At 52.4% G+C, this 22,516-nt stretch carries 23 protein-coding genes; 8 read left to right on the forward strand and 15 right to left on the reverse strand.

The annotated features are described in order from the left end of the window. Positions 1–12 precede the first annotated feature (12 nt). The 10 genes from TREAZ_RS10140 to TREAZ_RS10185 form a co-directional block, all read right to left on the reverse strand. A complete protein-coding gene (locus TREAZ_RS10140; protein WP_015711756.1) occupies positions 13–567 on the reverse strand; it encodes a flagellar basal body-associated FliL family protein in 555 nt (184 codons plus the stop codon). A 46-nt stretch (positions 568–613) separates the two neighbouring features. After that, positions 614–1,345 (reverse strand): flagellar motor protein MotB, encoded by a 732-nt coding sequence (motB, locus tag TREAZ_RS10145; protein WP_015711757.1) that lies wholly within the window; start codon positions 1,343–1,345, stop codon positions 614–616. 16 nt (positions 1,346–1,361) lie between these two features. Continuing rightward, positions 1,362–2,144 (reverse strand): motility protein A, encoded by a 783-nt coding sequence (locus TREAZ_RS10150; protein WP_015711758.1) that lies wholly within the window; start codon positions 2,142–2,144, stop codon positions 1,362–1,364. A 5-nt stretch (positions 2,145–2,149) separates the two neighbouring features. Continuing rightward, the gene (locus tag TREAZ_RS10155; RefSeq protein WP_015711759.1) at positions 2,150–2,347 is read right to left on the reverse strand and encodes a flagellar FlbD family protein; all 198 of its coding nucleotides are present in this window, start codon (positions 2,345–2,347) and stop codon (positions 2,150–2,152) included. An 11-nt stretch (positions 2,348–2,358) separates the two neighbouring features. Further along, on the reverse strand, positions 2,359–3,759 hold the full coding sequence (gene flgE / locus TREAZ_RS10160) for a flagellar hook protein FlgE (RefSeq protein ID WP_015711760.1): 1,401 nt from the start codon (positions 3,757–3,759) through the stop codon (positions 2,359–2,361). Positions 3,760–3,784: 25 nt separating this feature from the next. Continuing rightward, a complete protein-coding gene (gene flgD, locus TREAZ_RS10165) occupies positions 3,785–4,222 on the reverse strand; it encodes a flagellar hook assembly protein FlgD (RefSeq protein ID WP_015711761.1) in 438 nt (145 codons plus the stop codon). A gap of 17 nt (positions 4,223–4,239) precedes the next feature. Continuing rightward, positions 4,240–5,661, reverse strand: coding sequence for a flagellar hook-length control protein FliK (locus TREAZ_RS10170; RefSeq protein WP_015711762.1), 1,422 nt, complete (start codon positions 5,659–5,661; stop codon positions 4,240–4,242). Positions 5,662–5,732: 71 nt separating this feature from the next. Next, complete coding sequence (locus TREAZ_RS10175; RefSeq protein ID WP_015711763.1) at positions 5,733–6,371, reverse strand: periplasmic-type flagellar collar protein FlbB; 639 nt, start codon at positions 6,369–6,371, stop codon at positions 5,733–5,735. A 36-nt stretch (positions 6,372–6,407) separates the two neighbouring features. Then, positions 6,408–7,481 (reverse strand): metallophosphoesterase family protein, encoded by a 1,074-nt coding sequence (locus tag TREAZ_RS10180; protein ID WP_245535018.1) that lies wholly within the window; start codon positions 7,479–7,481, stop codon positions 6,408–6,410. Then, on the reverse strand, positions 7,478–8,593 hold the full coding sequence (locus TREAZ_RS10185) for a Gfo/Idh/MocA family protein (protein WP_015711765.1): 1,116 nt from the start codon (positions 8,591–8,593) through the stop codon (positions 7,478–7,480). The genes TREAZ_RS10180 and TREAZ_RS10185 overlap by 4 nt, the downstream gene beginning before the upstream one ends. Before the next feature lie 93 nt (positions 8,594–8,686). On the opposite strand from TREAZ_RS10185, the gene TREAZ_RS10190 reads away from it, so the two are divergent. The 8 genes from TREAZ_RS10190 to TREAZ_RS10225 all read left to right on the forward strand — a co-directional run bounded on the left by TREAZ_RS10190 (position 8,687) and on the right by TREAZ_RS10225 (position 18,668). Beyond that, on the forward strand, positions 8,687–10,285 hold the full coding sequence (locus TREAZ_RS10190) for a mannitol dehydrogenase family protein (protein WP_015711766.1): 1,599 nt from the start codon (positions 8,687–8,689) through the stop codon (positions 10,283–10,285). Between the two features lie 26 nt (positions 10,286–10,311). Further along, positions 10,312–11,391, forward strand: coding sequence for a substrate-binding domain-containing protein (locus TREAZ_RS10195; protein WP_015711767.1), 1,080 nt, complete (start codon positions 10,312–10,314; stop codon positions 11,389–11,391). A gap of 9 nt (positions 11,392–11,400) precedes the next feature. Then, positions 11,401–11,862 (forward strand): major membrane immunogen, encoded by a 462-nt coding sequence (locus TREAZ_RS10200; protein WP_015711768.1) that lies wholly within the window; start codon positions 11,401–11,403, stop codon positions 11,860–11,862. Positions 11,863–11,865: 3 nt separating this feature from the next. Beyond that, positions 11,866–14,652: an ATP-binding protein gene (locus TREAZ_RS10205; protein WP_015711769.1), complete on the forward strand. Its 2,787-nt coding sequence runs from the start codon at positions 11,866–11,868 to the stop codon at positions 14,650–14,652. A gap of 45 nt (positions 14,653–14,697) precedes the next feature. Beyond that, positions 14,698–15,303, forward strand: a complete 606-nt coding sequence (gene rdgB, locus TREAZ_RS10210; RefSeq protein WP_015711770.1) for an RdgB/HAM1 family non-canonical purine NTP pyrophosphatase — start codon at positions 14,698–14,700, stop codon at positions 15,301–15,303. A 66-nt stretch (positions 15,304–15,369) separates the two neighbouring features. Continuing rightward, a complete protein-coding gene (locus TREAZ_RS10215) occupies positions 15,370–17,472 on the forward strand; it encodes an ATP-dependent helicase (RefSeq protein WP_015711771.1) in 2,103 nt (700 codons plus the stop codon). 33 nt (positions 17,473–17,505) lie between these two features. Next, complete coding sequence (locus TREAZ_RS10220) at positions 17,506–17,883, forward strand: metal-dependent transcriptional regulator (protein ID WP_015711772.1); 378 nt, start codon at positions 17,506–17,508, stop codon at positions 17,881–17,883. A gap of 149 nt (positions 17,884–18,032) precedes the next feature. Next, a complete protein-coding gene (locus TREAZ_RS10225; protein ID WP_015711773.1) occupies positions 18,033–18,668 on the forward strand; it encodes a 16S rRNA methyltransferase in 636 nt (211 codons plus the stop codon). Here the strand turns inward: TREAZ_RS10225 and truA are convergent, their stop codons facing one another. Genes truA through cdaA form a run of 5 tightly spaced genes read right to left on the reverse strand, consistent with a single transcriptional unit; the run spans position 18,669 to position 22,491 of the window. Further along, positions 18,669–19,415, reverse strand: coding sequence for a tRNA pseudouridine(38-40) synthase TruA (truA, locus tag TREAZ_RS10230; protein ID WP_015711774.1), 747 nt, complete (start codon positions 19,413–19,415; stop codon positions 18,669–18,671). It abuts the gene before it with no gap. Positions 19,416–19,429: 14 nt separating this feature from the next. After that, entirely contained in the window at positions 19,430–20,290 is an 861-nt protein-coding gene (locus TREAZ_RS10235; RefSeq protein WP_015711775.1) for a DUF2225 domain-containing protein, read from the reverse strand. Positions 20,291–20,304: 14 nt separating this feature from the next. Beyond that, on the reverse strand, positions 20,305–20,685 hold the full coding sequence (locus TREAZ_RS10240; protein WP_015711776.1) for a holo-ACP synthase: 381 nt from the start codon (positions 20,683–20,685) through the stop codon (positions 20,305–20,307). Beyond that, the gene (locus TREAZ_RS10245) at positions 20,682–21,653 is read right to left on the reverse strand and encodes a CdaR family protein (RefSeq protein WP_052297672.1); all 972 of its coding nucleotides are present in this window, start codon (positions 21,651–21,653) and stop codon (positions 20,682–20,684) included. Before TREAZ_RS10245 ends, TREAZ_RS10240 begins: the two co-directional genes overlap by 4 nt. Next, on the reverse strand, positions 21,643–22,491 hold the full coding sequence (gene cdaA / locus TREAZ_RS10250) for a diadenylate cyclase CdaA (RefSeq protein ID WP_015711777.1): 849 nt from the start codon (positions 22,489–22,491) through the stop codon (positions 21,643–21,645). The genes TREAZ_RS10245 and cdaA overlap by 11 nt, the downstream gene beginning before the upstream one ends. Between the last annotated feature and the right edge of the window lie 25 nt (positions 22,492–22,516).

Consider the following 22,516-nt stretch of genomic DNA (forward strand, 5'->3'; position numbering starts at 1 on the left):
ATCGCCCTCCCATCACATCTCCATCACATCAAGCTGATTAAATAGGATAATACGAGCCTTCGCAGTATTCAAGACCCTTGTATTGAGGAGCTCGATAATTTCCTGTTTGAGCCGGGCTTCGTTTTCGGGCTGGAGTTCCGCTGCCATCTTGGAGCGGAAGAAGCTCCGGACAAAATCCCTAAGCTCGTAGAGCCTGCCGGTAAACTCAGTAGCGGCGGCGTTGTCGTTGAGATCGTAGCCTATGACCATGTCAACCACCACTGAATAAGGGGCAGGATCTTTGGTGCCGGTCCTTATGCTGCCGATAGCGGTAAAGGTGGCGTACTGGGGCCTTGAGCCCAGGAATGGGGAATTCTCGGGGACTATGGTCTGGGAGGCTCCGCCCTTGTTGAGTATGTTGTAGGTTATTACCGACACAGTTATAATGAAAATCAAAGCGCCCAAGCCTATAGCGACGAATTTGAGCAAATTAGGCAGCAAGGCTGCCAGGCCGGAAGGTTTTTTAGTCGCAGTATCTATCGCTCCGGCATCACCATCATCAAGATTAAGCTCGTCAGTATCAGACATGCTGAATTTCCTCCCTTACCTGAATAGTATATCCAAATTTCATATTTTACAAATGCCCTTCATCCAATATTATAATATCGACCCGGCGGTTATACGCCCGGCCTTCGGGGGTATTGTTGGAGCTTACGGGCATGGTGTCCGCAAAGCCTGCAACCTGGAAGCGGTTTTCCTGAACCCCGATGGCTGTGAGGTATCGGAGCACCGCAATGGCCCGGGCAGAAGAAAGCTGCCAGTTGTCTTCCCATGGGCCCAAAGGGTCTATTGCTTCGGAATCCGTATGGCCCTCAACCCTGAACTTATGGCCCCTCACCTCATCGGAATTGAGGAGGGAGGCGAGGCGCACCAGTATGTCCCTGGTTTCCTCGATATTTATCCTGGCGCTGGCAGGGTTGAAAAAGGCATCGGAAGCCAGGCTTATCACAAGGCCCCGTTCATCGTGAGTTACCTTTACCTTGTTGGATTTTACCTCCGGGTTGAAGAGGCTCACCGCCTTGCGCAGGGCATTGCCTAAAACCCGGCCCTTATCCATGGACGGGAGGGACATAATGGTATTGCCCAGGTCGGCGCTCTTTCCTGATGAAAGGGTATTGCCCCCCGAGGAGGAACCCAAGCCTATATTGTTGAAGGCCGAAATCATGGCTGCCAATTGGGCAGGATCAGTATCGTCGGGATTGAAAAGGGCGACGAAGAAGCAGAGCATGAGGGTAACCATGTCCGAGTAGGTTACGATCCACTCGCCCCCTACTCCGCCGGCATCAGCCTTCTTTTTCTTCGCCATCTTTATCGATCCTTCATTAGTCTTTAAGGAACTCAGCCTCGGCGGACTTGCGGTCCGTGGGGTTGAGGTAAGAGAGGAGCTTGGTTGCAAGGATACGGGGGTTGTCCCCGGCCTGGATGGAGAGTATTCCCTCTATTATCATTTCCTTTACCTTGGCTTCGTTGGCGTCATGGGTTTTGAGCTTGCCTGACCAGGGAATCATGAGGAGGTTGGCCATCATGGACCCGTAAAGGGTGGTGATAAGGGCGACGGCCATGTTGGGTCCCAGGGCGCTCTTGTCCTCCAGGTTTTTCAACATGGCTATAAGGCCGATAACCGTACCCAGCATTCCAAGGCCAGGCGCCAGGGTGCCCCACATATTGACAACGCCGATTTTGCCGGCGTGGCGATCCTGAATCTGGTTCAATTCTGTTTCGAGCAGACCCCGTATGATTTCCGCATCCGTGCCGTCTACCACAAGGCGGAGGCCCTTCTTCATGAACTCGTCGTCCAGGTCCTCAAGCTCTTCTTCTAAGGCCAGAAGGCCTTCGCGGCGGGCTTTTTCGGACATGGCCATAAGCTTGGAAATTATGCCGTTTTCGTTGTAATTGGGGATTTTAAAAGTTAAGCCTATGGTCTGGAATATCCCTATAGAGGTAGAAATATTACTGAATGTGAAAAGGCCCAGATATGATCCGACTACGACGATTAAGACTGAAGGTATATCCACATAAGTCAGAATGGTACCACCGGAGGTAAAAATCCCCATGACCACCATCGCAAAACATCCGCCGACCCCGATTATGGTTGATATATCCATGCTATCTACTCCTCATTCTTAAAAAAGCCGATGCGCTTGCGGTATTCAACAATGCGTTCGATAACCTCTTCAACTTTTTCCAGCACCACCACATGTTTCCCCGACAGCATCAACAAGGTGGTATCGGGGTGAATCTCTATGGATTCAATCTGATGGGGATTGATGTAATACTCTTTGCCGTTAAGCCGGGTTACCTTTATCACTTAATTACCTGTTACCTTTTAAGGGTCAAGAGTTCCTGCAGCAGCTGATCCGCAGTCTGTATGGTTCTTGAGTTCACCTGGAAACCGCGCTGGGTGATGATCATGTCGGTAAGCTGGTCGGCCATGTCCACGTTGGACATTTCCAGCGCCCCTGCCTGGATCTTGCCCTTGCCTGCAATGCCCGAGGGCCCAATGTTCGCGGCCCCGGAGTTGTTGCTGACCCGGAAAGTGTTGTCTCCGGCTTTTTCAAGGCCCCCCTGGTTGGGGAAGCTGGCAATGGCTACCTGACCCAAAGTACGGGTGGTGCCGTTGGAAAAAACGCCGGTGATAATGCCGGAGCCGTCGATTTTGAAGTTGTCCATATAGCCCATGGTGTGGCCATCCTGGGTCACTGCCTTGGAGGAACTGGCCTCCGCAAACTGGGTGATGGAATTCACGGTGCTGCCCACATTGCCCAGGTGAAGCTGGAAGGTCTGGCGTACCATGGCGCCGTCGTCGCCGGGTGTGGCGCTCTGCACGTCGTAGCCGATGTTCATGATCACGTCGCCCGCGCCGCCGGATTCATTGCCCGCGCCGTCGGCAGCGGAGAGAAGGGTTCCGTCGTTGGAGAAATTCACGGTGAACACCGAAGCTCCGCCGGGAGCGGGAGGTGCCTCGCCCAGGCCGATGGAGGCATTGGTGGGGGCGTCGCTTTCGGGGTCTACGGCAACCGAGGCGTTCCAGGAATTGTTAACCCCCGGAACCCTGGTGAGGGCGACCCTCATGGTATGGACATCGCCGAAGGTATCGTAAATTTTTATCGAGGTGTTCCAGGTTCCTTCACGGGTCTGGAGTTCGTTGGCCGTTTCGGGGATTTCGGGAGTGCGCTTGTCGAGGTTACAGGCGAAGTTGACCACCGAGGTTGCCCTGGCGGGATCTTTCGAGCCTACGGGGATGGTAAGATCTTCAACATCCCGTGAAACATCAAGAAGCTGAGTTCCGTTTACTTCCTGTGCCATCCAGCCCTTAACCTTCATGCCGTTGGCGGGATTTACGAGAGTGCCGTCCTGATCAATGTTGAATGCTCCTGCTCTGGTGTAGAGGTAGGTCCCCCGGTCATCCAGCACAAAGAAGCCCATGCCCTGTATGGCAAGATCCGTGCCTACGCCGGTGGTCTGGAAAGCGCCCTGAATGTGCACCGTGTCGATGGAGGCCACGGACATACCGAGACCTACTTCTTTGGGGTTCACGCCGCCCAATACATCCGTGGGCCTGGCTGCGCCCTGGAGCTGCTGATAAAATATATCCTGAAAATTCACCCGGTTCCGTTTAAAGCCCGTGGTGTTGATGTTGGCAAGGTTATTGCCGATTACATCCATTCTGGTCTGGTGATTTTGAAGTCCGGCTACGCCGGAAAACAATGATCGCATCATAAGCTATTCTCTCCTTAAAAGGTATCTATTCAAAAATCCTGATTACCTGATCCCAGGCATAACTCTGACCATTTACCATGATCTGGGGGACAGCATCCCGGGTTACGGCTTTTACCGTTCCCTCAATCACATTGTCCCCTTCCATGAGTTCCACCGATTTACCCAATGCTGCGGAAGCTTCGGTTACCTGAAACATGCGGGCCATTTTGGAAAAGTCAGCGGCCATGTTGTTCATCTGCTCCAGGCTGGAAAACTGTGCCATCTGGGCTATGAATTCTTTGTCTTCCAGGGGCGCCGTCGGGTCCTGGTTGGCAAGCTGGGTCAGGAGAAGTTTGAGGAAATCGTCTTTGCCCAGACTCTGCTGGGGGCTCCTGCCGTTGTTTACCCTGGCGTTATGCTCGGCGGCAATACGGTGCAGTTCCTGGATTTCTTCCGAGCTCATTACCGACTTAATTTGATCCATGTGTTTCTCCGTTTTCCTTAAACCAGCATATTTACCGACGGGTTTTGCCCGGCTCCATGGGAGATAATCCCCTGGGGCACAAGCTCGGCCCGTTCAGCTTCGGCGTCATAGTGGGAAGCTGCCACTACCGGGGCAAAACGGGATAATTCCCCGCTCTCTTCCCTGTAGAATTCAGCGCCCCCCCCGTTTTGCGACATGGACATATCCAGGTGGGCCTCGCTGAAGCCCGATTCCTGGAACTGTTTTTCCAAAACCGGAAGTTCCCGTTCAAACGCCTTGAGGGCGTCGCTGTTTTCAACAATGATATGCCCCGTGATCTTGTTTTCGGTCATTTCGAGGCGTATCTTTACATTTCCCAGGCTTTCGGGCCTTAAGGTGAGTTTTATGGTCCCTTCGCCCCCGTCCCGGACAATAATTGAAGCCTGCTTTACAATGTCCGTGCCAAGGTTGCCCCTCAGCTCGGAGGCCAAAGCATCCTCGAAAGCCGCCTTGTCCATGGGAGCGCTGGCGCTTTCAGAAATTGAAAGGCGAAGATCCACGGGTATGTCGATATCAGCTTTGCCGGCATCAAGGGCGGAGAAATTTTGGGGTTTAAGGCTATCGGCTGATTCAGCCTTGACGCCCTCAGCAGTCCTCATGTCCCTGACTTCGACATTGATCTTGTCCCTGGTTTTGCGGGTCCTGGTATCGGTATCCCTCAGGTTTTCGCCGGCAGTCTGTATGACCTGGAGATTGTCCACGAGGCCCGGCCGCTTTTCCCCCGAGAACTCGAAAAAACTGGATTCCAGCTGCCTGGCAGAGGCGTTGAGCAAATCAACCGCGCCTTTGCGGGGTTTTTGGGTGTCCTTCAGGAAATCGGAAGCATCCTGCTCCTCACCCAGGAGGGCCGCGAGGACTTCCTGGGGAACATCATCTTCCAAGGCTCCGGCTTCTTCAAATTCCACTGACGAATTTTTAGCAAGCTCAAGATGAAGGGGAATCGCGCCGGTTTCGGGGGCAGCCTTGGCCGCAAGGTTCACGGCATTGATGCCGAGTTCAGCCTCGCCTTCTTTCCCGTTCCCAAGCTGGGGCATCTGAATCTTAAGCCCCAGGTTCTGGCCCAAAAGACCTGAAAATTCATTGCCCAGCGCAGAATCCGCGCTGTCAGCAGTTTGAATCAGGTTTCCTTTGCCAAGGGAGGCTTTTTTCCCTTTGCCAAGGCGAAGCCCTTCCTCTGATTCAGCGAGATTTAAATGATTCTTCCTGCCGGAAGCTGCCAAGCCCTGGGCTCCAGCGGCGTTTTTTCCGGGCTTGGCAGCAAGGCTGTCAAGAAGCCTTGAAAAAGCTCCGCGTTTGCCTTCTTTATGGGATTTTTGCCCAAAAATCGAGCCGGGACCCGTGTTTTCAGGGATATTTCCCTGGGCAGATAGAGATTGTATGGGGGTGGAAATTTCGTTCACGCCCAGCCTCCTGTAATTTAAGCCGAAGGCTTAAATTGCATACCAGAGTTGCCTGGGTGAATTTAAGCGTGCTATAAGCTGGGGGGACGGGCCACCATTTTGCGCTGAATCTCCGCGGCCCTTTCGGGGGGCAGGAGGGACAGCCAATAGGATACGATGGAAGTGGTTCCTTCAGCCTGGGCAATCTCTTCGGTTTTCCGAAGAACATCGATCACATCCTGGTCGTCCATGGCCTGCAAAATACCCACCGCTCGCTCCGGGGGCATGCCTGTCAGGTTCCGCGAATTGGTCTCAACGTTCTTGTCTTTAATATCGGCTTCCGAGACCTGGGCATTGAAGGATTTCTCCCTTTCGTCAAGGGCTTTTTGCCTTTGTTCCAATTCCTGGGCCATTTGCTCGATCTCGCCCCGGCGGTTCTGTATATCCTGATCCCTGCGGCCAAGCTCCATGTCCCTGAGCTCCAGGGCTTCCAGGCGTATTGCAAGACGTTCGGCGTCCAAATTGAGGATTTCGTTCTCCTGGGCAACAGGCTGGGTACGGCCGGGGGCTTTGATAAAGGGGATGCGGCTATAGACGGGGGCTAAAACCGTTTTGGCGTCTATCACCCCCAGGTAATCGAACCAGAGGATGCCTCCCCCGGCAAGCACCAGTATGAGTATGAGCAAAACAACGATTCTGCCTATAATGCGCGGTCCACCGTAATCGGCCACTCCCAAATCCCCCTATTATCAATAATGATCGCTACTTTATGTATCGTCAATATCCTGTTTGCCCAATAGCTCAATCTTGGCATTGACAAAGTCGAGCCTGTCCTTGTTCAGCACAGCCCTGCAGTAGCCCTTCCTGAAGCTCTTAACCTTGTACCAGCCCCGGCTTATGAACTTCATGCCCCTGCCCTGGGCGAACCAGTAAACCAGGGCTATATTTTCGTTATCGACTTCGATGGCATTGATGCCCTTCCTGCCGATGGCGCAGCCCGCGTTAAAGAGGCAGGGCACCGGGTATTCGTCGCCGTAGAGGCTCTGGCGCAGCACGCTCCGCCGCTCCGACATTTTAAGCTTCCCCAATTCTATTCTGAGGTTCTCCACTTCCCTGGCAATACGCTGCCTGTCTTCCCCTTCCGAAGAAGGGTAATCACGGCAGAGCCGCTCAATTTCGAACTTGACGTAGTCGTAGCGGCCCAGGGATTCGAAGAGGGCACGGTGGGTATGGCCTATGACGGAGATGCAGTTATTCTTAAGGGAAAAATTATACGCCTGCCTTTCAACATGAAAGCGCTTGTAAGGGCTGCGGGCGGAAGAAATATTCTTAATCCCAATGGGCTTTAAGAGATAGCGGAGGCCCAGGCGTATCAAGTTATTAAAATTGGTGTAGACCTTTGAAGATTGATGGCCGTGGTACACATAAATGGGCAGGACCCCGGTCTCGATCCTCACTGCATTGTAGAGGGGATAGGGGTAATCTTTTTCAAAAAGGAGATCCTCGTCATGGTTGCCAAGGGTTTTGTAGAGCCTGCCTTCTGCGGCAAAAAGATCAAACACCCGGTACATCCCGGCCCATTGGGCTTGTATGTCCCTGAGGGAAAATTTTGCAAGCTCTTCAATATCGCCGTTGAGCAAAAGGGTCCAGCCGTTTTTGAAATAGTAATCTTCCAGGATGGAAATAAGAATTTCTCCGTTGAGGTGGAAATCGTCACCCTTGCCCGAGCCCATGTGAAAATCGCTGATGACGAGGACTTTGCCGCTTTGGGAAAGATCCAGCACTGCCGCAGGGTTAAACCTGGGGCTGATGATATCGGCGAAAAAAGAATTAGCCATCATGAACCTTTGCGGGCCCGGCGTTTATTGAGTTCCTCAAGGAAGAGGTCTTCGTCTATGGGAAGCGCGATGGTCTTATCCAGCCATGACGAAAGATGCATGGCATTGGAAAGAGCGAGGCTGTTGATGCCCTCCCTGCCTTCGGCTACAAGAGGCGTCCCCCTAAGCACGCGGCCCGCAAAAGCCTTGAGCACCCCATTGTGCTGTTCATTGCTGCCGTCGGTCTCAATTTTCTCGACAGCTGCGGCGGGCCTGTCAAAGCCGCCCCTGGCGGTTTTGCAAAATTCCCGTTCGTTCGTGGACAAACGGTGAAGGGTCAATTCATTGGCGTTATCGCAGATGATCTTCCCCATTTCGAGGGTTACTTCAAAACGGTTGGTACCGGGAGCATCCGCAGTGGTAGTAATAAAAGTGCCAGTTGCTCCGTTAGGGTACTCCAGATAGGCGGTAACATCGTCTTCCACTTCGATGCTGTGCCATTTGCCGTTATGGCAAAAAGCCCTGACTTTGGAAGGCATTCCGCAAATCCATTGGAGGAGGTCAAGGTTATGAGGGCATTGATTCAGGAGCACCCCGCCGCCTTCGCCGTCCCAGGTGGCACGCCACCCCCCGGAATCGTAATAGGCCTGGGGTCTGTACCAGTCGGTGATGATCCAGCTTACCCTCTTTATTGCCCCGAGGCTCCCGCCCTGGACAAGCTCGTGCATCCTGCGGTACCAGGCATTGGTTCTCTGGTTGAACATCATGCCGAAAACCACATTGCTTTTGGCAGCGGCTTCGTTCATTTCCCGCACCTGTTTGGTGTAGACCCCTGCGGGCTTTTCGCACATCACATGGAGGCCGGCCCTGAAAGCTTCCATTGCCAGGGGAGGATGCTGGTAGTGGGGTACCGCGATGAGGACAGCGTCAACCTTGCCGCTTTTTATGATCTCGCTGCCTTCATTATAAATTGGAAAACCCTTGGGCAGGATGCCCTTGGCCCATTGGCGCTTCTCTTCTAAACTGTCAGCCGCTGCCGCAAGCTCCATACCGGGAACCAGGCCTTGAACAAGGGACTTGATATGGACAGACCCCATGTTGCCTATACCTATAATACCCATTCTGACTTTGTCCATATTTTCCTTTTAGCCTGAAATTACCCTGAATAAAATACTAGTATACCAAATTCAACGGATCTATGTTAGACTTCTCCTCAAGGCAAGGGAAATATGCGCTTAACCGACAAAGAACTGAAGAACAAAGAAATCTGGGAAAAGGCCGGTATTGTTCTGCCTCAATTTGATCGTGAAAAGATGATAAAAACCACCCTTGAGGCCCCTGAATGGGTACACTTCGGGGCAGGGAATATTTTCCGTATTTTTCCGCTGGCCCTGCAGCAGGATCTTTTGGAAAGGGGAATTGAAAAAACCGGGATCATCATGGTTTCGGGCCGTGACGGGGGCATAGTCGATGAAGTCTTTAAACCCTGCGATAATCTGACCCTGGGGGTTACCCTCAAAGCCTCGGGGGATATAGAAAAAAAAGTGATTGCCAGCGCGGCCCTTTCCCTTTGGATGGGGAACAAGGCTGATTATGAAACCCTTAAAGGGATATTCCGCGCTCCCTCGTTAAAAATGGCAAGCCTTACGATAACCGAGAAAGCCTATAATTTATATGATGCTAAAGGCATTCTTATAGCAGATGCTGCCGAAGATTGCGCAAAAGGCCCGGCGGGCAGCGACAGCCCCAAAAATTACCTCGCCAAAATCACTGCCCTGCTTTTGGAACGCTTCAAAGCGGGCAGCCTCCCCCTGGCGCTGGTGAGCATGGACAACTGTTCCCGCAACGGAGACAAACTCTTTGGCGCTGTTGAAACTTTTGCCGCTGCCTGGATCAAGGCAGGCTTTGCGGACAAGGGCTTTGGCGAATACCTCAAAAACAATGCCGGTTTCCCCTGTACCATGATCGACAAGATCACCCCCGGTCCGGATCAGGGCGTAAAGGCAATGCTCGAAAAATGCGGGTTTGAAGATACCAAAATCTATGCCAGGACCACCCCCACTGCCCCCTTTGTAAACGCCGAAGAACCCCAGTATCTGGTGGTAGAAGAAAATTTCCCCGCAGGCAGGCCAAAGCTCGAACAGGCAGGGGTGCTCTTCACCAGCAAAGCGATTGTGGACAAGGTTGAAAAGATGAAGGTCTGCACCTGCCTCAACCCCCTCCACACAGCCCTTGCCATCTTCGGCTGCCTTCTGGGCTACACCCGGATCAGCGAAGAAATGAAAAACCCGGATCTCGTAAAATTGGTAGAGGGCATAGGCTATAAAGAAGGTCTCCCTGTAGCAAGCGATCCTGGCATCCTGTCGCCCGAGAAATTCATAGCCGAAGTGATTAAGGTGCGCTTCCCCAACCCCTTTATGCCCGATACTCCCCAACGCATCGCCAGCGACAGTTCCCAAAAGATCCCCGTCCGCTACGGCGAAACCCTCAAGGCATATATCGCAAAAGGCATGGATGTTGAAAGCCTCAAGCTAATACCCCTGGTGCTGGCCGCATGGCCCCGCTACCTCATGGGCATCAACGATGAAGGCAAGCCTTTTGCTGTAAGCCCCGACCCGCGCCTTGCGGACCTTGGTCCGCTGCTCGCCAGGATAAAGCTTGGGGACAAGGGGCCCTTCCAGAAAACATTGAAACCCATATTCTCTGACAAACGCATCTTCGGCGTGGATCTCTATGAAGCGGGCCTGGGGAAAAAGGTGGAAGATATTTTCGCAGAAATGCTGGCAGGCCCTGGGGCAGTAGCGAAGGTACTAAAAAAGTCTTTATAATGAACTGATTTCAGAGGGAGGACAAAATGAAGAAAGCAACCGCATTTGCGGCAGTGATCGTCCTGTTGCTGATTGTTTTATTTAGCGGCTGCCGCAGGCAGGCTTCGGGCGCCGGGCAGGCGAAAAAGGATATTACGGTTGTCTTTGTGCCCAAAGTAACCGGAAACGCCTTTTTTGAATCCGCCAACGCCGGGGCCCAGGCCTATGCCCAAAAGAACGGCTTCAAGGTCCAGTACGAGGGCAGCAGCGAGGCGTTGATCGATAACCAGATCGCCATCATCAATAAAGCCATTGAACAAAAAGTCCAGGCCCTGTGCGTGTCTGCATTGGACGCTACCGCCCTGGACGAGGTGATGAAAAAGGCCCTTTCCGCCGGGATCAAAGTGACCACCTGGGATTCGGATGTTTCAGGCGATGCCCGGATGATCATGGTATCCCAGGGTACCCCGGATCAGTTAGGCCGCATGCTGGTAGAAATGGGGGCAAAGAGCCTTTCCAGCCGGGGTAAAAATACCGGCGGGCCTATAAAATACCTGTGGCATTATTCCCAAGCCACGGTGATGGACCAAAATTCCTGGCAGGCAGCAGGGGAAAAGTATATCCGCACTGCCTATCCCAATTGGATAAACGCGGCGCCCCAGAACTTTTACAGTGAGCAAAACCCTGCCAAGGCTATAACCGTAGGCGAGCAGATCATAAAAGACTACCCCGATATTGATCTGATTATCTGCAACGATTCCACCTCCCTGCCGGGGCAGGCCCAGGCCGCTCTTAACCTTGGGCGGACCGCGCAGGATCTGACCATTACCGGCTTTGCTTCGCCCAATGCCATGCGGGACTACTGCAAGCAGGGCATTGTGGAACGATGGGGCCTATGGGACTGCCAGGTGCAGGGCGCTTTGGGCTGTTATATGGCATGGTATCTGGCATCGGGCAAGCAGCTGCAAGTGGGCAGCCGGGTTGATGTGCCTGATATTGGCATTGTGGAGGTTATGTCCAATGCGGTGCTGGATCCTAAAGCTTATACGGCCCCCAATTCCGGGGTGGTGCTGCTGCCGAACCGTACAGAATTCACAATCAATAATGTAGACAATTTTAATTTTTAGCTGGTTTTCATGACTAAGAAAGGAAATGCCGTTTTAGGAAGCCTGCTCCTGGCAATGCTTCTTTCCGGCTGTCAAAAAGACATACCCCATTTGTTCGACGGTTACTATACCGCCGAGGCCGATGACTTTGACGAAAACGGCTGGAAGGAATTTGTGACGATTTATACCAACAATAACCAAATCGTAACGGTAGAGTATAACGCGATAAACGCCAGCGGTTTTATTAAATCCTGGGACATGGAATATATGCGCCTGATGAACAGGATAAGCGGTTCCTATCCCAATCAATATACCCGCTATTACGCAGTATCCCTGCTTAACCGGCAGGACCCGTCCAAGATCGACGCTATTTCGGGCGCCACCCATTCTTATTATTATTTCCAGAGCCTGGCTTGGGCAGCCATAGCCAAAGCCAGGGCGGGAGATAAACACGTTGCCCTTGTTGCGCTGCCCCCCCCGGACGGGAGATAGCCCATGGCATTATTTAAAAAAAGACAGGGGAAAAAAGAGCCGAGTGTCAGCAGCAGGATTGCATTTACTGCAGTGCTTGCGGCAGTGCTTCTCACCGTTGGCCTGGTATCTGTTATGACCGGTTTCATGAATTCCCTTACCGACACGATCCTGCTCCAGATGCTGCAAACCCTTGCCAGGACTGCGGCTCAGGATGTAGAAGGCAGTCTGCACACTCTGGCGGATCGTTTTTTCCTGATCCGCGACAATGCTGTTTTTACCGATCAAAACTCGACGGTGAAAGCAAAACAGGCGGTACTGGACAGTGTTACCTCGGGGATAGAATTTGTATGGCTGGGGCTCTACAGCACCGATGGCATTTTGCTGACCGGGAGCGAGAACAGCCCCCGCAGCATTGCCGGCCGGAGTATCGGCCCTTTAATTAACAGAACAATTAATCTGGTTATAGAAGATACCTCGGTGGGCAGCGATGGCCTCGAGATTGTCATGGGTGCGCCGGTGATGGATACCCGGCCTCCGTACAATGGCCGCGGCGTTCAGCGCTCTATTGCCTACTATCTTGTGGGCAGCTACCGTTATGATGTCCTGGGCGATGTGCTGAACAATATCAATATCGGCGCCGGGGGTACTGCATTTATCGTCAATGCCCAGGGGATCTTTATTGCGCACAAGGATCTGGGCAGGGTTTACAGCCGCGAGGCCCTGGCGCCTAACCTGGGTTCCAGCAATGCGGCCTGTGAACTGCTTTTATTGATGAACCTGGGGCAGACCGGATCTGTCTACCTGGATGCGCCTAGCGGCCAGATATTTGTCAGCTATGCGCCTATCAGGGGCACCCTTTGGTCACTGGGCATCAAGGCGCCACGGGTCGACTTTGTTTCACCTCTGCAAAGGGCCATTGTCACCAGCATTCTTTTTGTGCTTATTGCCCTGGCGATTTTTTCTCTTATTTTTAATGTGATCATTCGCGGAATTCTGACCGTGCCTCTCCATGCGATTACTGAAAGTGCTCGTGGGCTTGCCCAGGGCCAATTTGAAAACAAACTGCCTGTCGGCCTTACCCAGCGCACCGACGAGATTGGCCGGTTGGGTACTACCTTTATTGCCATGTCCGATTCAGTCCGCAATGTTATTTACGATATCAGCGGGCTTACCAACGCCGCCCGGGCCGGCTCCCTTAACGAGCGGGCCAATCCTGCCGCCTACCAGGGGGATTACTACCGGATCATTTCGGGGATCAACGCCACCCTGGATGTTATCTGCTCCCACCTGAACGCCATGCCCAGCGCTCTGGCCCTGTTCAACGGATTCAGGCAGCTGATTTATTGCAATCAAACCATGGAAGATATTCTGGAGCGCCACCAATTTACAGCAGCCGATCCCAGGCTTTTGAGCGCCCTGGTATCTTCCCAGGCAGACGCTCTTTTTGGAACCGAAGGCAAGAACGGCGACAGCTATAATACAGAGGTAATTATCCCGGACCCGGACGGCGAAGAATACAGCTATACTCTAAGCCTGCGGCGTATCGGCGGCTCCCTTGATCTTGCAGCGGCAGAAGATTCTATCTGTGTGATGATGATCCTGAGCGATATTACCATGCTGGTCCGGGCAAAGCGTGACGCTGAAACCGCCAGCGAAGCAAAGAGCAACTTCCTGGCCAATATGAGCCATGAGATGCGGACTCCTATGAACGCCATTATAGGCATGACCACCCTGGCAAAATCTTCTGCCGAGATAGACCGAAAAAATTATTGCCTGGATAAAATCGAAAGCGCTTCCAGCCACCTTTTGGGAGTCATCAACGATGTCCTGGATATGTCCAAGATAGAAGCGAACAAGCTGGACCTTTCCAATGTGGAATTCAACTTCGAAAAATTACTGCAAAAAGCAGCAAATGTAATAAATACCAAAGTGGAAGAAAAGCGGCAGCGCTTTAGCATCAATCTGGATAAAAATATCCCCCCAACCCTTATCGGCGATGATCAGCGCCTGACCCAGGTGATTACGAACCTGCTCTCCAATGCGGTCAAGTTTACCCCGGATAATGGCAGCATACAGCTTGACGTTGCGTTGATAAAAGAAGAAACAAAATTCTGCACTATCCAGGTGGATATTACCGATTCGGGAATAGGGATCAGCGACGAACAGAAAAAACAGCTCTTCAACAATTTCCAGCAGGCTGATTCGGGCATTTCCCGCCGTTTCGGCGGTACCGGCCTGGGCCTGGCTATTTCAAAAAGAATCGTCGAAATGATGGGCGGTTCAATTTGGGTGAATTCAAAACCCGGTGAAGGTTCTACCTTTAGTTTTACCATAAAGGTCGAACGGGGCGAAACCCCGGACCCTGCAGACAAGGCTGCTGCCGACGCTGCCAATGATGTCATTGATAACTTTAAGGGCTGCCGCATCATACTGGCTGAAGATATCGAAATCAACCGGGAGATCGTGCTTTCCCTGCTGGAGCCCACCGCCCTGGATGTGGACTGCGCCGAGAACGGTGCCGAAGCGGTAAAACTGTTCGAAGCCAATCCGCACAAATACCAGATGATCTTTATGGATGTTAATATGCCCGAAATGGACGGCTACGAGGCTACCCGCGCCATTCGTGCTATTGAAGCTGAACGCTTCAATAGCACGCCTATTCCAATCGTGGCAATGACTGCAAATGTGTTCAAGGAAGATGTGGAAAAATGCCTTAAATCAGGCATGAACGACCACGTGGGCAAACCCCTGGATTTTAACGATGTCATGACCAAGCTGCGCAGGTACCTGTCCAAAATGAGAAATTGACAAAACGCCATAGCCTGCCCCTATCTTTTCTGTTATCCTAATCAAATGACTATTTGGTTTGCCACAGGAAACACCCACAAAAAAGCGGAGCTTGCCGCCATATTGGGGGATCACACCATCAAAATTCCTTCGGAAGCGGGAATAAGCTTTGATCCTGAAGAAACTGGTTCCACCTTCCTCGAAAACGCCCTTATCAAGGCTCGCGCGCTTTACCATCTGGTTAAAGAGCCGGTGATCGCCGACGACTCGGGAATTTGCGTGGACGCCCTGGGGGGCAAGCCTGGGATATATTCTGCCAGATACGGCAGCGGCAACGGCCAAAAACTTGACGACAGCGAACGGAATACCCTGCTCCTTAAAGAACTGGGGGATACTCCCCTGCGGAGCGCACGGTTTGTCTGTTCCATGGTATTGCTTTTCAGCGAAGATCGCTTTTTCGCGGCCCAGGAAACATTGGAAGGAGAAATCGTAACCAGCCTTGAAAACGCCAAAGGAAAAGGCGGCTTCGGTTACGACCCCATACTCCGGCTGCAGGAACTGGACCGCACCGTGGCGGAGCTTGGCGCCGAGGAAAAGAACCGCCTGAGCCACCGGGGAAAGGCAGGACAGGCTATCGCGGGGATATTGGCAGAAATGACGATATCATCTTAACTGACTAGTTTTTGTAAAAAACTAGTCAGTTAAGATGAGTTCCTTATTCACCCTGGAGGAAATGTATTGATTGCTAAACTCAACATCGAAGCAGAACTCAACGGCCCCCAGCTCCGGGCGGTTACCGCCATTGAAGGGCCGGTACTCATAATTGCAGGGGCGGGGTCCGGCAAGACCAGGGTTATTACCTACCGCATTGCCCACATGCTGGAAAAGGGAATTCCGCAGTCCAGTATTTTGGCCCTTACCTTTACCAATAAGGCGGCCCGTGAAATGGAAAGCCGGGTAAAAGAGCTGACAGGAAAAAAATTGCAGGCTCTCACGGTTAGCACTTTTCATGCCTTTGGAGTAAAAGTACTAAGGGAAGAAATTGAAACCCTTGGGTACAGAAAAAATTTTTCCATTTACGATGAATCGGATCAGAACAAGCTTGTAAAGGAATGCCTCAGGGACTGCAAAATTTCAAGCGATGGCGTGGACCTTTACAATTTGCAGCAGCTTTTTTCCAATATAAAAATAGGCCGCCTTGAATGGGGTACCGCAGACGGCTCGGGCCGCTTTGCAGACACAGTGTGGCGGCCTGTGTACGATGAATACCAGAACAGCCTTAAAATATACAACGCTCTGGACTTTGATGATCTTCTTACGGCGCCTATACAGCTTTTTGAAGAGCACCCTGAGATTCTCGGAAAGTACCGTCAAAAGTACCGCTACATCATGGTGGACGAATTCCAGGACACCAGTTTAATTCAATACCGGCTTATGAAGCTTCTGGCAAATAAGGGTAATGAAAAAGCCAATATCTGCGTGGTGGGGGATGACGATCAATCCATCTATTCCTGGCGCGGCGCAAGCTACGAAAACCTCATACGCTTTGAAAAGGATTTCCCCGGCACACTGGAAATTAAGCTGGAACAGAATTACCGCTCCACCACCACCATCCTGGAAGCCGCCAACGGGGTCATCTCCAACAACACGAACCGCAAAGAAAAAAAGCTCTGGTCAGGAATGGACGGCGGCAAACCCATTGAGCTTTTCTACCCCATCAACGAAAGCGCCGAAGCGGAATTTATCGCCGAGCAAATCAAAAAGATGCGTTTTGAGGATCGCCTTAAATTCGATGACTTCGGGGTGCTTATCAGGACCAATAATCAAATCGATGTCATTGAAGAAGCATTCCTTGGAGAAAACATCCCCTGCAAGATTTCGGGAGGCAAAAGCTTTTTTGATCGTGAAGAAATAAAGGACATACTCTCGTACCTCAGGGTGGTTGCCAATCCCGATGACGATGTGAACCTCCTGCGCATCATCAATACGCCCAGGCGGGGCATAGGCAAGGCATCCATATCGTCTATCTCCGAAATCGCAAAACGGAACCGCTCTTCCCTCTGGGAAAGCCTTGGCCGCTGGCAGCTTGCAAAAGATCACGGCCAGGAAAGTCTCTTCCAGGAACATTCCACCGAGGCCAAGGGCCGAGGTTTCCCTCCGGAACACAGCAAGGGCGAAATCGGGGGCTTTATAAGCCTCATCGAAGGTCTGCGGGAAAACATGCTGGGCAAAAGGGATCTTTCAGCTAAGGTCAAGGCGATGGTGGAAACCATCAATTACTGGGGCCACCTTATCACCGAATATAACAAGGATGAAAAAAAAGCCCACTGGAAATACGCCAACATCACCTATCTTATTCAGATGATAGAAAACTGGGAAAACGATCCTGACAACCTGGACAAAAGCCTTTATGCCTACCTCAACCGCATAAGCCTCCTTGGCAGGGCCGATGGAGACGGGGAAGCTGACAAGGGCAAGGTGAGCCTCATGACCATACATGCCAGCAAGGGCCTGGAATTTCCGGTGGTGTTTATCGCAGGGGCCGAGGACGGCATAATCCCCCACGAAAGGAGCATTGAAGACGGACCGGGCCAGGACAGCTTCGACCCCATAGAAGAAGAGCGGCGGCTTTTTTATGTGGCTATCACCAGAGCCAGGGACAAGCTCTACATCACTTCCTGCCAGCAACGGAAACGCCGCCAGGATGTCATAACCAGGGTCCCTTCCCCCTTTCTCCAGGAAATTCCCGCCCATCTCATCTGGTACCACGAGAAAGAAAAAGAGCCCGATGCCCAGGCAACGGAAAATTTCTTTGCCCGTATGAAGGAACAATTCAATTGACAATACCAGGATTATCCTTCAAAATATATTGTAATGACTCAGTCGCTTGAAGATTATTTGGAAATGGTCAGTTTTCTCGCAGATGAAGGGGAAGTCCGGGTAACCGATATTGCTGCCCGCCTTGATGTAAGCAAGCCTTCGGTGCTCACAGCCTTAAAAATCCTGGAAGATCAGAGCCTTATAAAACATGAACACTACGGCCTGGTCACGCTCACAAAAACCGGTGTTGCCAGGGCTGCCGAAATACGGGAGCGCCACAGCCTCCTCACCAACTTTCTCCACAATATCGTAGGCGTAAGCGGCGAAACAGCCGAGAAAGACGCCTGCAAAATGGAGCATCTCCTCTCGGACGAGACCCTTAAAAAAATAAAAGCCCTGGTAAAGAACGCCAGCGTAGAGAAATCCGCCTGAAGCAGCAAGGTAAAGAAGCTTTTGAAGCCTGGTATGTCGAACGTTTCGGCAGCCGCTGGCCCGGCCTCCGCGAAAGCCTCCTTGCCCCTTCCGTCCCTGCCCCTTATTCAGAGGGCCTCGCAAAGCCCTACCTCCTCGACAAAGCTTCGGTGCTTGCAGCCCTGTCCCTCCGGCTGCCCCAAAAGGGCATCGTCCTCGATGCCTGCGCGGCCCCAGGGGGGAAGAGCCTCGTCATGGCTTCGCGCATGAATAAAGAAACAAGCCTCCTCTGCAATGAGCTTTCGGCCGAGAGGAGGCGGAGGCTTGTTAATGTGCTGGACGGGCATCTTGATATTGAAAAGCGCGGCAGGGTAAAAGTCTCCGGTTTTGACACGGCGGCCCAGGGGGGCAGGAAAAGCGAGCATGGCCGGTTCGGCGCCATACTCCTTGACGCCCCCTGCTCAAGCGAGCGCCACGTTATCAACGACGAAACTGCCCTTGCCAAGTGGACAAGCGCCCGCCCCCGTTCCCTCGCGCGGCGTCAGTGGGCATTGCTCTCTTCCTGCTTCCTCATGCTCGAACCGGGCGGCTCCCTAGTGTATGCCACCTGCGCCCTTGGGGAAGAAGAAAACGACGGCGTGCTCGCGCGGCTGTTTGAAAAGTACGGCAGCGAAATTATTGCCGATGACCCTGATATTGCCGAAGGCGAAAAAACCGCCCATGGACGCCTTATACTGCCGGACAAAGACAACGGCATGGGGCCCATGTATGTCGCAAGAATCAGAAAAAAGGTTGTTGATCCATAATTACAAGCGGTAATAATCAATCTTCCACAAAAAAAGTCCCTGCGGCGGGGCAGTAGGGCCTGCAAGGCTGCGGTTTTTTGACGCGAGGATTTCGACAAAGGATTGCGGGCCGAGACCCTTCTCCTCGTAGTAAAGCAGAGTGCCCACTATCGAGCGCACCATTTTCCACAAAAACGCATTGGCGGTAATTTCAAAAACGAGCCTGCCTCCTTCGTAAAAAAAAGAGGCCCCCGAAATATAGCGGCTGCGGGAAATGCTCTTGTCCCCGGGCACCGCAAAAACTGAGCAGTCGAATTCCCCCCGGATGAAAGAAGCGAATTCATTGAGAACGGCGATGCGGGGCTGGCGCCAAAGCTGCCATGCATAGCGGAGTTCCCAGGGGAAGGCGCTGCCCGGAATAATATTATACCTGTAGGTACGGCTTTTGGCGTCATAGCGGGAATGGAAATCTTCCCCCGCTTCGGCGGCTTCCAAAATACGCACATCCTCCGGGAGTATGCGGTTCAGGGCAGGCACAAAACGTCTGGCTTCCATGCTATCGATAGTTGTAAGGAAATTGGCAACCTGGCCTGCGGCGTGAACCCCTGCATCGGTGCGTCCGGACCCCGTAAGGTTCACGCTTTCCTTATGGACTTTCCCAAGGGACTTTTCAATTTCGCCTTGAACAGTCCGGCGTCCCGCTTGTCTCTGCCAGCCTGAAAAATCAGTTCCATCGTAGGCAATTAAAAGTTTAATATTCCGGGGCATACTGAAGGTTCCGCTCATTCATCCGTTTCATTCAGTTCTTTGGAGATTTTGTCATAGAGGTTCCTGGCATGTTCTAGGAGAGGGCCGGGCTTGCTTTTTGACGATTTCCCTACGCCGAAAATTTTCGCAATGGTGCGTTTTGCTTCGTCCAGGGCAGGCGCCCTGAGCTGGAGATTGTCCTGAAAGCCGTATTTGAATTTAAGCAGGGCCGAAAGATAGAGGGCGCCCTCATAGGCGTAGTTTTTGTCTGTATCAGGGCCGAACACCTTAAGACCCGAGAGGGTTTCTTTTCCCGACTGCTCGCGGCGTATGGCCTCGTTGTAAAAAAACATAGCCTTCTTTTTAAAAAGCAGGGCGAGCCAGTCGTAATGCTGGCCGGGGAATTTATTCTCCATCTCTTCCAGAAGCCAGCCTGTCCTTAAAGAAGCGATGGCCTGCTTGATGGTGGGAGAAAATTCCTTGGGATAAAAATCGTAGCACCGGGTAGTTAAATACTGGGAAGCTGCCCCTGCAACAAGGTCCCGGTTGTTATGAAAATCAAGATCCGGGAATATGAGCCTGGTTTCAGCCACGCGCCTTTCCCGTTCGTCAAAAGCTTTGTCCTTTTCTGAATGGGGGAGGGAAGGAAAATCCTTCTGATCCGAAGCGAACCAGCATTCGGGGCAAACCGTTGCCGTATAGGCAAGGGGGTACACATAGCCGTATTTTGCGGAAGGTTCGTAGAGGCGGTGAAGCTCATCGGTTAATGCCCCCGCAATGAGGCGGCCCGAACCCGAGAGGAGTTCCTCGCGGTGAAATGAAGTTTCGCAGACAGGGCAGACGTATTCTTCCTTGGATTGAAAAGAAACTTTTATATCCCGTTCTTCATATTTCACTCTGCCCTCCTTTTCTAATCCCGATCTGTTTCCAAAACAACCATGGCAATGGCGTTATCCCGCTCATGGGTAAGCGAAAGATGGACTCTGGAGGCTCCGATTTTTTCGAGGGCGGCAAGGGCTGTTCCCGTCACTTCTATTTCAGGCTGGCCGTTATGCCGGTTTTTCACATTTATGTCTTTTAGCACTATCCCTGCGAGACCTGTCCCCAGGGCCTTTCCCAGGGCTTCCTTGGCGGCAAAGCGGGCAGCCAAAGAAAGATCCGCGCCATTGCCCCTGGAAAGGGCATCCCCCAGCTCGCCTGGGTGAAAGTAGCGCTCCAAAAGGCCGGCTGTTAGACGCCATCTTTCCATGCGGCTCACATGAACCACATCCACCCCGATGCCGGCTATCATTCATTGCCTTCCTGGGGCGCAGCGGCTTTTGGGCTTACAAGAATGGTAAGGGTCCTGGGCTCAAAACTAAAGCTGAGGTTTTCAGGTATCGCAGCGGGCGCCACATTGAGAGTATAGGAACCGGGCCTTTCGATGCCGGAGCAATCGACTGTGAAAAAACCCTCAGAGATGCTGAACCGGTTAAGCTCGTCCTGGTTAGTCCCTTCAAGGTGCACGCTCCCCGCCCTGATATCGAGCTCCCCCGAAAATTCATCGTCAAGGTTCAAAATCCGGATGGGGATATCGGTGACATTGCGCACAGGGACAATGTGCGAAACTATGCCGTGGAATTCGGTGATCCCGTTGCCCCGGATCACAATGAGGGGATCGCGGTTCAGTATATTCGCCATCACCGTAAAGTCCCCGGCCCTGCCTTCAAGATCGATGGCCTCCGTGGAAAGCTCGGATATATTCCCTATAAGCTGGGAGGGGCCGTCTATGATTACCTGGGTGGGGTTCAGCGAATGGGAATTCAAAACATAGCCTTGCGCGACATTGCCCCTGAGGCTCGCGGTAAGGGGCACGAATTTGCTTATCTTGTGATCCAGGGAAACCGAAATGTCTGTGGGATCAACATTGACTTCAAGAGGCTCTATGCCGAGGGCCGTCCCGTTTTTTCGTATCTGCACTGCAGCCTTGTAATCCCCGGGAGCCTCGTAACGGCTCAGGTTTATAAAGGCTTCGATATCATCCTCCAATATAGGATAAATACTGTTGGCATCGCCCCTGAGGGTTATGCGCACCATGCGGGGGTATGGGCTTGAAGGTATAAGGTTGCCCTTCACTTCAATATTGAGGGGCACGGTAAAAAAACGCTCTTCAAGGGTGCTCATGCGGTGAAATATAAAAAGAATTATTGCCAACCCTATGGAGATGACTTTGGCCGGCCAATTCTCTGTTGCCTTGGCAAGAAGTTTCCTAGTGTTCAACGAAGACATCCTTCCCTTCGCCCACATCGGCGTCGCCCGCTTCGGGGAGGGCCGCATCGGGATCGCCCTTCCTGGCGCCCCGATCCAGAAGCTCCCTGAGCTTGCGGGTTACTTCCAGGGGCGAAAGATCGTAGTAAAGCTTTGTATCGTATGCCAGGCTTATGGCCCCGGTCTCTTCAGAAACTACCAGTATCACTGCGTCCGACTGTTCCGACATTCCCAGGGAAGCACGGTGCCTGGTGCCAAAACTCTTTCTGATATCCTGCTGCTCCGAAAGGGGCAGGAAGCACCCGGCGGCGACAATGCGGCCGCCCTGGATGATCATGGCCCCGTCGTGGAGGGGGGTGTCGAATTCGAAAACTGTTACAATGAGGCTGGAAGAAATATCAGCATTGAGCCTGGTGCCGGTTTCGATGATATTCTTGATGTTGACCCGCCTGGGGAATACCACCAGCATGCCCCGTTTCTCGCGGGAAAGAATTTCCGCCGCCGTGACCACCGCTTCAAGCTGTCCAAGCCGGGGCTTGCTGTCGGGCCTGAACAATTCACCCTGCCCCATGCGTATGATGATCTTCCTGAGCTCGGGCTGAAAGACTATGACCACTGCGATAAAAAGCCCTGGACCCAATACGTTGAGTATCCATTGGAGAGTGGTAAGCTTGAAGAGGACTGCAATGCCGTACACCAGGGCAAGGACCCCGGCGCCCTTTACCAGCTGCACTGCCTGGGTTTTTACCAGGAGCTCGTAAGCCTTGTAAAGGATGAAGGCTATAATAGCCACATCCACTATGGGGCGTATGAGATCATAAACAGAGCTTATATGCTGAAACCATTCCATTCCTGTCGCTCTCCTAATTCCCCAT

The organism is Leadbettera azotonutricia ZAS-9 (assembly GCF_000214355.1).
GTDB lineage: Bacteria > Spirochaetota > Spirochaetia > Treponematales > Breznakiellaceae > Leadbettera > Leadbettera azotonutricia.